The sequence below is a fragment of the Microcystis sp. M_OC_Ca_00000000_C217Col genome, assembly GCF_007095585.1.
Lineage (GTDB): Bacteria > Cyanobacteriota > Cyanobacteriia > Cyanobacteriales > Microcystaceae > Microcystis > Microcystis panniformis.
The window spans coordinates 16,090-28,113 of record NZ_SFBV01000101.1 but is presented as its reverse complement, the minus strand read 5'-3'; the positions used below and the strand labels follow the sequence as shown (position 1 = coordinate 28,113).

Below are 12,024 nucleotides of genomic sequence, written 5' to 3'. Positions count from 1 at the left end.
GTGTGATAATTTTTGCTTATGGAATTGTGAAATGCTTATCGGGCAAGACTTTTAGGGCTATTTTGACGAAGAAACCATCAGTATAGACCTCGTTTCCACACAGAAACCAGAAGAGCCAAAGAATTAAAGGTAATCCTTGATTATCCTCAAAAAACTCTTAAACTAGAAAAGCTATTTATTTCGCTTTAACGTGGTTTCCTCTATTATTCATCAAGATTTAGGAAAGATTAAGTGTCTGATAATCTCCAGCCAACTCAAAAACTCAAAATTGTTTCCTTAGAACCTAAAATTGTCGTTGTACAACGAGATGATCTGAGTCGAAATACTGAAAAATCTGGCGAAAGTGAAGATGAGTCGGTGATTTTAGCTCCACTCTTCATCGATCCTGAGCAGGCAATTGATGACTTAAGCCAGTTGATTGATAAAGTTCATGATGAGTTTAATAATGCTTGCAAAAAACGGAATCTCGAATGGGAGGCTGAATTAGAGTTGGGAATGGAATTTGGAGTCAAATTTACAGCAAAACTTAAAATATCACCGAAAAAAGAATGAACCGCAATTGTGCCTTTGTAGATAACGCCCACCTGTGGGCAATGCCCACCATCTGTTATTATGAGGGGTAGATAGGGTCTTCCTAAAAACTAATCAAGGATTTAAAATACGTTCGCGGTGGTAGGGTTGCTTAAAAATGTTAGAATCTATACGAAAAACACAATCTCCTTTAGCTTTGGCCTCTCCGTTGGCAGCTGCCATTAAACGAGGCGAAGAAGCGAAGAAACGGTTCCTATCCAAGCAAGGAGGAACCTTAACCAGCGCCGAGGTTTGTGGTGTTTTAGCCTGTAGTTCTTTGGAATTAGAAACTATGAGGCTCAATCATCGGGTCTTAGGTTTATCTGTCAACGAGGAATTAGTTTATCCCGCTTGGCAATTTATTGATGGCAAAGTTTTGTCTGGTTTAGACCAAGTGTTAGCCGTCTTAAAAGAAGACGGTGCTTGGACACAAATGCTCTTTCTGCTCACGGGTGATATTCGTTTAGAGGGAGCAACCCCGCTAGAAAAACTCCAAAAGGGAGAAATCGAGCCAGTGGTTTGGGCCGCTAAATGCTACGGGAGTCATAGCGCGGCGTAATGGGTTTGCCTCCTTTTCCCCTCCCACCAGACGATTTTAGTCAGCGTCAATTGCCCGTCATTGAAACCCCAGGCCCCTGGCTAAGATTAAATAAAACCGGACACCTTTCTAGTCTTCATTTTGACCGCAGTGGTAGCGGTCGTTTCGATGGACCCAATCAGGGCTATGGGCTTCTCTATGTGGGTGATGAGTACAGTACCTTTATTGAATGTTTTGGCCGAACATTTGACGGAGCCGTAACCGTTACAGCCCTAAGAAATAGAAATCTTTTTAGAATTAGAAGTGATCGCACTTTACTGTTGGCCGACTTAACGGGGCCGGCCCTTGTTCGTATAGGAATAGATGCCCGCATTTCTTCCGGTGATTATGAATATTGTCGGACTTGGGGGCAGGCAATTTGGGAACATCCCCAAGGAGTAGATGGGATTAGATACCGTTCTCGTCATGATGATAATGTCTATTCCGTTGGGCTTTTTGATCGGGTTAGAAACTATTTGCAAGAAGACAACTTAGGTAATTTATATGATGATAATCCATCCTGTTTAGGTGAAATTTTGGAGCATTATGATTATGCTCTTATTCAAGAATAAGTATATTTTTGCAATCAGACGCAATCTCCCCTATTCAGAACGGCCAACTGTTAGGGAATTTTCTGTTAAGTTAATAGCAGCCCACTCGTCGCAAAACTTCACTGATCACTGATTACTGATCACTGATTACTGATCACTGATCCTCTTGCCCTATTTTGGTAAAATCAACTATAATGGGGAGAAGTTAATTTTTGCCAAGCTTGAGCAGAGTTAAACTAATCCCTCAGTGAGCAAGCAATTGAATCCTATGCTTAAAATTGCCCTTTTTGGAACCAGTGCCGATCCTCCTACTGCCGGTCATCAAGCCATACTAAAATGGTTATCGGAACAGTACGATATTGTTGCGGTTTGGGCTGCCGATAATCCCTTTAAAAATCATCAAACCAGTCTCGAACATCGTCTGAGGATGTTAAATTTGCTCATCCGGGATATTCAACCCCCAAGGGATAATATACAACTGCGACGAGAATTAAGCGATCGACGTAGCTTAATTAGTGTGGAAAAAGCGCAAGCAATTTGGGGAGAACAGGAGGAATATACCCTAGTCATTGGTTCCGATTTAGTCGGACAAATTAGGCACTGGTATCGCAGCCAAGAATTACTAGAAAAAGTCAAAATTCTCGTGATTCCCCGTCCCGGTTATCCTATTAACCAAGATGATATTGAACAACTGCAAACATTAGGGGGTGATTGTCTGATTGCCGATGTCTTTGCTCCGGCTGTATCCTCAACAGATTATCGAGAAAAAGGCGATAAACAGGCTGTTCCTGCACCGATTAAAGATTATATCGAAGGTCAAAAACTTTACGCATGAAACCGCTAAATACCCTAGTTAATAAATCTCTAGCTGATTTTAAAGTCGGAGTTGATAACGTGATCTTTTCCGTTGATACCCAATTAAATCGGCTGCTGGTGCTTCTGATTAAACGACGGGAAGAACCCTTTAGTAATTACTGGAGTTTACCCGGAACTTTAGTGAGAAATGGGGAATCACTGGAAACGGCAGCCTATCGAATTTTAGCTGAGAAAATTAGCGTTAATAATCTCTATCTGGAACAGTTATATACTTTTGGCAGTCCAGAGGGAGATTCCCCGGCAGCGGCCGAGAGTTTTGGGAAACGTTATCTATCGGTGAGTTACTTCGCTTTAGTGCGGTTTGAGGAAGCAAAGTTAATCACTGAACGGGATTATAATATCACTTGGTATATGATTGATAAAGTGCCAGATTTAGCCTTTAATCACGGTCAAATTTTGGAATATGGCTGGCAAAGATTACGCAATAAAGTAGAGTATAGTCCCGTCGCTTTTGAGGTTTTACCAGAATTATTTACTTTAAATGATCTTTATCAATTTTATGAGACAATTTTAGGTAAAAATTTTAGTGATTATTCTAACTTCAGAAATCGGCTATTGAAATTAGGATTTCTCAAGGATATGGGTTTAAAAGTCTCTCGTGGTGCTGGTCGTCCCGCTAGTTTATATCGCTTTGATGAAAAAGCTTTTGCTCCCTTTAAAGAGCAACCGTTAGTTTTTGTTTAAATAGGAAAAAATATGAGAATTGCTATCGCTCAATTAAATCCCATTGTTGGAGATATCGAAGGAAATGCCCAAAGAATTTTAGAGGCTGCTCAAACGGCATTTAATCAGGGAGCAGAATTACTTTTAACCCCAGAATTATCCCTCTGTGGTTATCCTCCCAGAGACTTATTATTAAATCTGGGTTTTGTGGAGAAAATGTCTCAACAATTGCAATTATTGTCCCAACAATTACCAGAAAAGTTAGCTGTCTTAGTCGGTTTTGTCGAAAAAAATCCCTCGGCAACGGTCAGAGGGGAAAAGCCGTTATTTAATAGCATAGCTTTGTTGAAAAGTCAAGAGATTAAACAAATTTTTACTAAACGTTTATTGCCTACCTACGATGTTTTTGATGAGGATCGTTACTTTGCTTCTGGGAAAGAAAGTCAATATTTTCAAATAACAGAAAATAATGTAAAAATCGGTGTAACTATCTGTGAAGATGTTTGGAATGATGAACAATTTTGGGGTCAGCGTCAATACGCAGTTAATCCCATCGCCGATTTAGCTAATTTAGGAGTGGATTTAATTGTTAATCTTTCCGCTTCTCCCTACAGTGTCGGTAAGCAAAAATTGCGAGAATCTTTATTATCCCATAGTGCCACTAGATATAATTTACCTATAGTTTATGTCAATCAAGTGGGAGGTAATGATGATTTAATTTTTGATGGTGACAGTGTTGCTTTTAACAGACAAGGAGAAGTGATTTATCGCGCTCAGGCATTTACTTCTAGCCTAGAATTAATCGAGTTTAATCAAGATTTGTTACCCGCAGTTATTCATCCTTTACCTGTCAATGAAGATGAAGAAATTTATCGAGCTTTAGTCTTAGGAGTGCGAGATTATGTGCAGAAATGCGGTTTTAAACGGGTAATTTTTGGCTTGAGTGGTGGCATTGATTCCAGTTTAGTTGCCGCTATTGCCAGCGACGCATTAGGTAAAGAAAATGTTCTCGCTGTGATGATGCCTTCTCCCTATAGTTCCGACCATTCGATTAGCGATGCAGTGGCTTTAGTTAATAATTTAGGTATCAAAAGTGAGAAGTTAGCAATTAAAGAAATTATGAACGCTTATGATCAACTTTTAGATGGTATTTTTGCGGGGACTGATTTCGGTATTGCTGAAGAAAATCTTCAGTCACGCATTCGCGGTAATTTATTGATGGCTCTCTCTAATAAATTCGGACATTTACTATTATCCACTGGCAATAAATCAGAAATGGCGGTGGGATATTGCACCCTTTACGGTGATATGAATGGTGGTTTAGCAGTGATTGCTGATGTGCCGAAAACCCGCGTTTATTCCCTCTGTCGCTGGTTAAATCGGCACGGGGAAATTATTCCCCTTAATGTGATTAATAAAGCTCCTAGTGCTGAATTAAAACCCAATCAGAAGGATCAAGATTCTTTACCTCCCTACGAGATTTTAGATGCTATTTTAGCACTATTAATCGATCGCCATCAATCCGCCGAACAAATTATCGCCGCCGGTTTTGAGCCTGAAATTGTGCAGAAAGTGATTAAATTAGTTAAAAATGCCGAATTTAAGCGCAAACAAGCTCCCCCGGTCATAAAAATTAGCGATCGCGCTTTTGGCACTGGTTGGCGAATGCCCATCGCTAGTCGCTGGGGTTAGGGGGGTTTTTCAGTTATCAGTTATCAGTTATCATTTATCAGTTATCAGTTATCAGTTATCACTAACCCAGGCGGGCGTTGGGTTTCATACTTCAACCCAACCTACGTTCTGTTCACTGATTACTGATTACTGATTACTGTTCACTGAAAGGGGTATTCGTGAGAGAGGAAGGGTAAGGGGATTAATTCTCCTGTTGCCTCGCCGATTTGTACTTTTAAACCCTCTCCTCCCGCTTTTGTTTTCACATAACCCAAGCCAAAATCCTCCAGCACACTGGTGAGTAAACCGACTTTTTGCGCTTCTAAAATAATCGGGGTATTGCTGGGGACGGGTTGGCTAAGTTTTATGCCCCAAAGTCTTTGTTTTACACCTTTATAGGTGTTAAGACGGGCGATAGTTTCTTGACCAATATAACAACCCTTATCAAAGACAATCGCTCGCCATAAACCGGCCTCTAAAGGGTTATAATCTTCGGTTAATTCTCGATCGACTGCCGGTCGGCCCTGATGGATTCTCAGGTATTCCCACACCTGCTCATCGGCGGGAGTAACGCCATTTTTTATTAAATTTTCCCAGAGGGGACCGGCTTCGGCGGTGGCAACGATTAAAGTATATCCGGGTAGATCTAAGCCGGTGCCGACGGCTACTCTCAGGGGGGGGTCAGAAAGGAGATAATGACTATGCTCCACCCCCGTTAAAATCTGCTCTGGAATGGCGATTTTTTGCAGGTATTGCCCGCTTTCAGTACCGATTAGGGTGACAATGCTAAAATTATCGGTTAAGTCGCTAATTTCCACCTTATCGAAGGGGAAAATATAGCGATCGATCAATTCCAGTAAAAATTGACGACGTTGGGGAGAAACGAGGATGAGGAGGGAATCATCGCCGGCGTAAACTGTGACAAAATCGAGGGTACGACCGGTAGAGTTAAGGAAAATTGTCTCACAACCTTGACCCGGTTTCAGGCGATCGATAGCGTTACTGGTTTGATTGTGGAGAAAACGCAGTCGATCCTGGCCTTTTAATTCTAATAAACCCCAATCGGAGCGATCGATTAAAATTGTTTGGGATGCTAAACTTTGGGGATCATTACTGTAGTCTTTGAGAAAATTAGCGGCATACTCTGCCTTGATCGTGTCTAAATCTGCTTTCATTGGGGTAAATTAGCGAATAATTGCTTAATAATACGCTCGGTTTTTGTTTCCAAACTCTGCCAATCTAGTTCACCGGTGGGGTCGAGGAGACTGGTATCGATGGTGACGCTCTCTCCCTCATCGGTGGGATAATCGAGAAAACAGACTTGAAAACAAAGTTCCCAAATATTTACAGTAACGGAGCGATCGAGATAAGTCAAACAGAGCAGATAACTGGGATAGGGATCTTGAATTTCTGTATAAGTTCCTTTCCAGAGGGAATTTTCTAACTGTTTGCGCAGATTATCCAGCACCCGAATAAATGCCGGTTGCATTAATAATTGTGCCTGTTCCCAAGCAGTAATATCTTTAAATTTTGGATTCATCTTATCAGTTATCAGTTATCAGTTATCAGTTATCAGATTTGAGGATTAAGTGGGGGGATACCCCTGCCACCCTTGATAAGGGGGGATCTGGCAATTTTTAACACCCACCTACTTATTAAGTGAGCAATATTAAATAGGGTTTACTGAAAAAGTACGGGCGAAGCATTCGGATAGAAAATCTACGGTTTCACCGATAGGTTATTGCCCGAATGCTTCGCCCCTACAGGACGCAATCGCCGCTCAAGATGCCCGGTTTTGAAGCGCGATTCTCTCAAAATCTTGCACCTGTGGGAGCGAGAAAAGCCACAAAACCCTTGCCTTGCCTACATTTCACATTTATTCAGCAAACCCTAAATAGACAAAGACATACATTTCAGCCCTAGAACTATTTTGTTTAACTCTTGGAGATGTCTAATGGCATTAACAGTGCTGTCTTTTCACTGTTTACTGTTTACTGGTTACTGTTCACTGTTCACTGTTTACTGATAACTGGTTACTGATAACTGATAACTGATAACTGATTTAGGCTGTTACTAGGGTTGCTTCCTTAGCTGCCATCATTTTCATCAGGTCTAACATCCGGCAGGAGTAACCCCATTCGTTATCGTACCAAGAGACGACCTTAAAGAAATTGGCATTAAGTTGAATGCCAGCTTTAGCATCAAAGATACTGGAATGGGGGTCGGTGATAAAGTCACTCGATACCACTTCCTCATCGGTATAACCGAGGATACCTTTCATCGGTCCTTCGCTGGCGGCTTTCATAGCGGCGCAGATTTCCTCGTAACTGGTGGCTTTTTCGGTTTTAAAGGTTAAATCCACCGCCGAAACGTTGGGAGTTGGCACACGGAAGGCCATACCGGTTAATTTGCCTTTTAGGGAAGGAATAACTAGGGTTACTGCTTTGGCTGCTCCCGTGGAGGAGGGGATAATATTTTGACCAGCGCCGCGACCACCGCGCCAATCTTTTTTCGATGGACCATCCACGGTGGGTTGAGTGGCGGTCATCGAGTGTACCGTGGTCATTAATCCTTCCGCTAGTCCGAAGTTATCGTTAATAACTTTGGTGATCGGGGCTAAACAATTGGTGGTACAACTAGCGTTAGAGACGATCAGATCCTTAGCGGGATCGTACTCATTGTCGTTAACGCCCAGTACAATAGTACGAATTTTGTCCGGATCTTTGGTGGGTGCGGAGATAACCACTCGTTTGGCCCCTGCTTCTAGGTGTTTTCCGGCCCCTTCTGCGGTGGTAAATAAACCGGTGGACTCAACCACATAATCGGCCCCGGTTGCACCCCAGGGCAGTTGAGCAGGGTCTTTAATCGAGTAACAGGGGATAAACTTACCATCCACGACGATGCCATCTTCTTTCGCTTCTACCGTACCCTGAAAACGTCCGTGGGTGGAGTCGTATTTGAGCAGATAGGCAATATTATCGGGGGGGACGAGATCATTGATACCAACAAACTCGAAATCAGGATTTTGGATACCCGCCCTAAAAACGAGGCGACCGATACGACCAAATCCGTTGATAGCGACTCTTACTTTTGTCATGAAAAAAACTCCTTTGCAGCTGCGATAAGCTTAGGCACGATCAAGAAAAAATAATTTGAGAATTGATTGGCCTTTAGAGAATCACTATATATGCTAATCAGCTTTTGTTGATCGCTAGATGAAGTATAGAAAGATTTTAAGTTTCAGTGCTTCAAAAGCTCTCCTGCAAAAATCAAAAATCTTTCGTTAGGTGAGAAGACAGGAGACTCCGAGACAGGAGACTCCGAGACAGGAGACTCCGAGACAGGAGACTCCGAGACAGGAGACAAAAGATAACTATAATATCCATAAAATCTAAGATTATGTCAAATTTATCCGATTTTTTTAGATATTTTGACCTGATAGCGGCTCTAAAACTTACTTTTGCAGGAGGTCTAAAGATAAAAAATAATAAATTTGCTATCCTAGTAGTCCTCACCACCGGCATCGAGAAGGCCTAATTAGGCTCTTCCCGACAAAAAAGTTCTCAGAGAATTTATTGCTCTATAAGTTAAGAAGACATTAATTTTCCTTTAAAAGCCATTTAAAAACCCCGCCCGACTGACATAAATTACCCAAGCAGGATCGGCAAAATATAGCTTATTTTAATAGTTTTTTGCGCCCCAAAAGGTTAGACTCTTGATTACAGTTTGAAAACTGACCGAGGGTTAACCCTCTCGATAATCTGGAGAAATTGTCTATCAACTCTCTTAATCTCATCGTTCATAGATATTGGAGAAATATTCATGGTATCCGCACCAGAAAGACCCTTAACAGAGCAAAATCCCCTTTCTCAAGACGAACTCTACAAAACCCATGCCTATTGGCGCGCTTGTAACTATTTAGCTGTAGGTATGATTTATCTGCGCGATAATCCCCTGCTCAAGGAACATCTTAAACCCGAACACGTTAAGTATCGCTTACTTGGTCACTGGGGAGCAAGTCCGGCCTTAAGTTTTACCTACGTTCACCTCAACCGTTTAATCAAAAAATACGACCTCGATGTGATTTTTATGGCCGGTCCCGGCCATGGAGCGCCGGGGGTACTCGGTCCGGTTTATCTAGAAGGAACCTATTCGGAAATTTACCCCGATAAAAGTGAAGACGAGGAAGGATTACAAAAATTCTTTAAACAATTTTCTTTTCCCGGTCACATCGGTAGTCACGTCACCCCCGAAACCCCCGGTTCTATCCATGAGGGCGGCGAACTGGGTTATAGTGTTTCCCATGCCTACGGTTCTGTTTTTGACAATCCCGACCTAATTACGGCCGTGGTGGTGGGTGATGGGGAAGCAGAAACCGGTCCCCTTGCTACCGCATGGCACTCGAATAAATTCCTTAACCCGATTCGCGATGGTGCGGTACTGCCAATTTTAAACTTAAACGGTTATAAAATCGCTAATCCCACCATTCTCTCCCGTATTTCGACCCACGAGTTAGAAAGTCTCTTTGTTGGTTACGGTTACACTCCCTACATCGTCGAATGTAAGGAAGATGAAGACCTGCTGCACTGCCATCAAAAAATGGCCGCCACCCTAGAACACTGTATCAATCAGATTCGCTCCTATCAACAGGAAGCTCGCAGCACGGGAGTAGCTAAACGTTACCCCTGGCCAATGATTATCCTCCGGTCTCCCAAGGGTTGGACCGGTCCGAAAAATGTTGATGGTCATAAAGTAGAAGGATTCTGGCGCGCTCACCAAGTCCCCATGGGTGGGATGCACGAAAACCCCGACCACTTGAGAAAATTAGAGGAGTGGATGAAAAGCTATAACCCGGAGGAATTATTTGACTATACCACGGGTCAATTTAAGCCGGAATTTAAAGAACTCGCTCCTATTGGTCATCGTCGCATGAGTGCTAATCCGCACGCTAATGGCGGATTGCTGCGTAAAGATCTAAAAATGCCCGATTTTCGTCAATATGCCGTAGATGTCACCCACCCGGGCCAAGTGGAAGCGGAAAATACGGGAGTGATGGGGGTATTTTTGCGGGATGTAATGCGAAATAATATGACTAATTTTCGCGTTTTTGGTCCCGATGAAACTGCTTCTAATCGTTTAGCGGCTCTCTATGAAGTGACTAAAAAAGCTTGGTTAGCTGATACCTATCCCGAGGATTTAGATGGTAGCCAATTATCTCCCGATGGTCGTGTGATGGAGATGCTGAGTGAACATACTTTAGTCGGTTGGTTAGAGGGTTATTTATTATCCGGCCGTCACGGTTTATTTCACTCCTACGAGGCTTTTGCTCATGTTATCGATTCCATGTTCAACCAACACGCTAAATGGCTCGATATCTGCAAAAATCATGTACCTTGGCGTGCTTCTGTTTCCTCTTGGAATCTGTTATTATCCTCGGTGGTTTGGCGGCAGGATCACAATGGTTTTAGTCACCAAGACCCCGGTTTTATCGATTTAGTAACCAATAAAAGTGCCGACGTGGTGCGGGTTTATCTTCCCCCCGATGGTAACTGTTTATTAAGTGTGGCTAACCACTGTCTCAAGAGCAAGGATTACACTAATATTATCGTTGCTGATAAACAGAAACACCTGCAATACTTGACTATTGAAGAAGCAATTAAACACTGCACTAAAGGTATCGGTATTTGGGATTGGGCCAGTAACGATGATGACGGAACAAATCCCGATGAACCAGATGTAATTATGGCTTGCTGTGGGGATATTATCACTAAAGAATCTTTAGCGGCCACGGCAATTCTGCGGGAGGAATTCCCTTACTTAAAAGTTCGCTTTATCAATGTGGTTGATCTGTTTAAATTACAGTCGGAAAGTGAACACCCCCATGGTTTATCGGAACGGGATTTTGATAGTTTATTTACCCCTGATAAGCCAATTATCTTTAATTTCCACGGTTATCCTTGGCTGATTCATAAACTTACCTACCGTCGCAGTAATCAAGAACGTATTCATGTGCGCGGTTACAAAGAAGAGGGGAATATTAATACTCCCCTAGAATTGGCGATTCGTAACCAAGTTGATCGTTTTCATTTAGTAATTGATGTCATTGATCGCGTGCCGAAATTAGGTTCTGCTGCTGGTCATGTGAAGGAACGGATGAAAAATGCTATTATCGAAAATCTCGATTATGCTTTTACCAATGGTATCGATAAGGACGAGATTACTAACTGGAAATGGCCCTATTAATTAGGCTAGAAAGTGGTTTAGGTGATGATAATTTATTAGTTTATTGATAAATTTCATCTTCCTATTCCACCTAAAAAATATTCTTGATTTTCTACAGGGTGAGAGCATCTCAAAAGCTATTGACAATTGGCCAATGTTGAAAAGGGTTAATTAGGGTTTGCTGAATTTGCGTCTTCATCGGCCCGCGTCCTGTAGGGGCGAAGCATTCGGACAATAACCTATCGGTGAAAAGGTAGATTTTCTATCCGAATGCTTCGCCCGTACTTATTCAGCAAACCCTAATTAGATTTAATTTACTAAGAAAATTAAAATCATCAATATTGCGAGTTACAATTGTTAAATTATAAACGAAAGCTGTTCCCGCAATAATGGCATCTTCTAAGGACATCTTTCTGATTTATTTTAAAGTTACTGCTTGTAAAAAATTCTTCAAAATAGACTTTATCTTGATGAGTTAACCGATGGTAGCCTAAAACTTCCAGATAGGATAAAGCAGAGACATAAGGAGAATTTTCTGCAATAAACTCCCGGAGAAACTCATTTTCCAATTGAGCGGCATAGATAATAATATTACTATCTAATAACATGATTTAATCCCGATCAGGAAGAGAGCGATCGCACCGATTTTGTTGTTGCCACTGTTGGGTATCAACATCAGTAAAAGTATTATTGTTAGCAATTTTTTTCAAAGCATTGGCCATTTTTTGACCGTTAGATCGATTTTCACCAATGATATTTTCTTCTAGTAAGGTAATATAAACATTAACAGGATATTCTGAGTTGATTTCAGGGGTTTCATCAAGCCATTGAAGGGTATTATTTTTCAAAATTGCTTTAAAGGTTTTTAGCATAGTTTTCTCCACCGTTAAATGA

General features: G+C 41.7%; 12 protein-coding genes. 7 read left to right on the top strand and 5 right to left on the bottom strand.

Annotated features, from left to right (window positions below):
- The first annotated feature begins 231 nt into the window (after positions 1-231).
- From EWV66_RS05920 to EWV66_RS05895, 6 genes are all read left to right on the top strand, one after another.
- Positions 232-552 (top strand): hypothetical protein, encoded by a 321-nt coding sequence (locus EWV66_RS05920; protein WP_002757320.1) that lies wholly within the window; start codon positions 232-234, stop codon positions 550-552.
- 136 nt (positions 553-688) lie between these two features.
- Positions 689-1,129: a hypothetical protein gene (locus tag EWV66_RS05915; protein ID WP_287107909.1), complete on the top strand. Its 441-nt coding sequence runs from the start codon at positions 689-691 to the stop codon at positions 1,127-1,129.
- Positions 1,129-1,719, top strand: a complete 591-nt coding sequence (locus EWV66_RS05910) for an RES family NAD+ phosphorylase (protein ID WP_287107907.1) — start codon at positions 1,129-1,131, stop codon at positions 1,717-1,719. The genes EWV66_RS05915 and EWV66_RS05910 overlap by 1 nt, the downstream gene beginning before the upstream one ends.
- A 247-nt stretch (positions 1,720-1,966) precedes the next feature.
- Positions 1,967-2,533, top strand: coding sequence for a nicotinate-nucleotide adenylyltransferase (locus EWV66_RS05905; protein WP_287107905.1), 567 nt, complete (start codon positions 1,967-1,969; stop codon positions 2,531-2,533).
- A complete protein-coding gene (locus EWV66_RS05900; RefSeq protein WP_287107904.1) occupies positions 2,530-3,258 on the top strand; it encodes an NUDIX hydrolase in 729 nt (242 codons plus the stop codon). The genes EWV66_RS05905 and EWV66_RS05900 overlap by 4 nt, the downstream gene beginning before the upstream one ends.
- A 12-nt stretch (positions 3,259-3,270) precedes the next feature.
- On the top strand, positions 3,271-4,929 hold the full coding sequence (locus EWV66_RS05895; protein WP_287107903.1) for an NAD+ synthase: 1,659 nt from the start codon (positions 3,271-3,273) through the stop codon (positions 4,927-4,929).
- 140 nt (positions 4,930-5,069) lie between these two features.
- Here the strand turns inward: EWV66_RS05895 and ygfZ are convergent, their stop codons facing one another.
- From ygfZ to gap, 3 genes are all read right to left on the bottom strand, one after another.
- Positions 5,070-6,083, bottom strand: coding sequence for a CAF17-like 4Fe-4S cluster assembly/insertion protein YgfZ (gene ygfZ / locus EWV66_RS05890; protein ID WP_287107902.1), 1,014 nt, complete (start codon positions 6,081-6,083; stop codon positions 5,070-5,072).
- Entirely contained in the window at positions 6,080-6,448 is a 369-nt protein-coding gene (locus tag EWV66_RS05885) for a hypothetical protein (RefSeq protein ID WP_002743680.1), read from the bottom strand. The genes ygfZ and EWV66_RS05885 overlap by 4 nt, the downstream gene beginning before the upstream one ends.
- Positions 6,449-6,970: 522 nt before the next feature.
- The gene (gene gap / locus EWV66_RS05880) at positions 6,971-8,005 is read right to left on the bottom strand and encodes a type I glyceraldehyde-3-phosphate dehydrogenase (protein ID WP_052277988.1); all 1,035 of its coding nucleotides are present in this window, start codon (positions 8,003-8,005) and stop codon (positions 6,971-6,973) included.
- A gap of 725 nt (positions 8,006-8,730) precedes the next feature.
- On the opposite strand from gap, the gene EWV66_RS05875 reads away from it, so the two are divergent.
- The gene (locus EWV66_RS05875) at positions 8,731-11,151 is read left to right on the top strand and encodes a phosphoketolase family protein (RefSeq protein WP_052277987.1); all 2,421 of its coding nucleotides are present in this window, start codon (positions 8,731-8,733) and stop codon (positions 11,149-11,151) included.
- Positions 11,152-11,492: 341 nt separating this feature from the next.
- Here EWV66_RS05875 and EWV66_RS05870 read toward each other — a convergent pair whose 3' ends face one another.
- Together EWV66_RS05870 and EWV66_RS05865 are read right to left on the bottom strand one after the other, a co-directional pair.
- Entirely contained in the window at positions 11,493-11,738 is a 246-nt protein-coding gene (locus EWV66_RS05870; RefSeq protein ID WP_002768185.1) for a PIN domain-containing protein, read from the bottom strand.
- 3 nt (positions 11,739-11,741) lie between these two features.
- A complete protein-coding gene (locus EWV66_RS05865) occupies positions 11,742-12,002 on the bottom strand; it encodes a hypothetical protein (RefSeq protein WP_072923913.1) in 261 nt (86 codons plus the stop codon).
- Positions 12,003-12,024 lie beyond the last annotated feature (22 nt).

Excerpts from the sequence above, each read along its gene's own strand:
- EWV66_RS05905 (WP_287107905.1), top strand. The coding sequence starts at position 1,967 with ATGCTTAAAATTGCCCTTTTTGGAACCAGTGCCGATCCTCCTACTGCC.
- EWV66_RS05895 (WP_287107903.1), top strand. The coding sequence starts at position 3,271 with ATGAGAATTGCTATCGCTCAATTAAATCCCATTGTTGGAGATATCGAA.
- EWV66_RS05875 (WP_052277987.1), top strand. The coding sequence starts at position 8,731 with ATGGTATCCGCACCAGAAAGACCCTTAACAGAGCAAAATCCCCTTTCT.
- ygfZ (WP_287107902.1), bottom strand. The coding sequence starts at position 6,083 with ATGAAAGCAGATTTAGACACGATCAAGGCAGAGTATGCCGCTAATTTT.
- EWV66_RS05915 (WP_287107909.1), top strand. The coding sequence starts at position 689 with ATGTTAGAATCTATACGAAAAACACAATCTCCTTTAGCTTTGGCCTCT.
- gap (WP_052277988.1), bottom strand. The coding sequence starts at position 8,005 with ATGACAAAAGTAAGAGTCGCTATCAACGGATTTGGTCGTATCGGTCGC.
- EWV66_RS05900 (WP_287107904.1), top strand. The coding sequence starts at position 2,530 with ATGAAACCGCTAAATACCCTAGTTAATAAATCTCTAGCTGATTTTAAA.
- EWV66_RS05865 (WP_072923913.1), bottom strand. The coding sequence starts at position 12,002 with ATGCTAAAAACCTTTAAAGCAATTTTGAAAAATAATACCCTTCAATGG.
- EWV66_RS05870 (WP_002768185.1), bottom strand. The coding sequence starts at position 11,738 with ATGTTATTAGATAGTAATATTATTATCTATGCCGCTCAATTGGAAAAT.
- EWV66_RS05885 (WP_002743680.1), bottom strand. The coding sequence starts at position 6,448 with ATGAATCCAAAATTTAAAGATATTACTGCTTGGGAACAGGCACAATTA.
- EWV66_RS05910 (WP_287107907.1), top strand. The coding sequence starts at position 1,129 with ATGGGTTTGCCTCCTTTTCCCCTCCCACCAGACGATTTTAGTCAGCGT.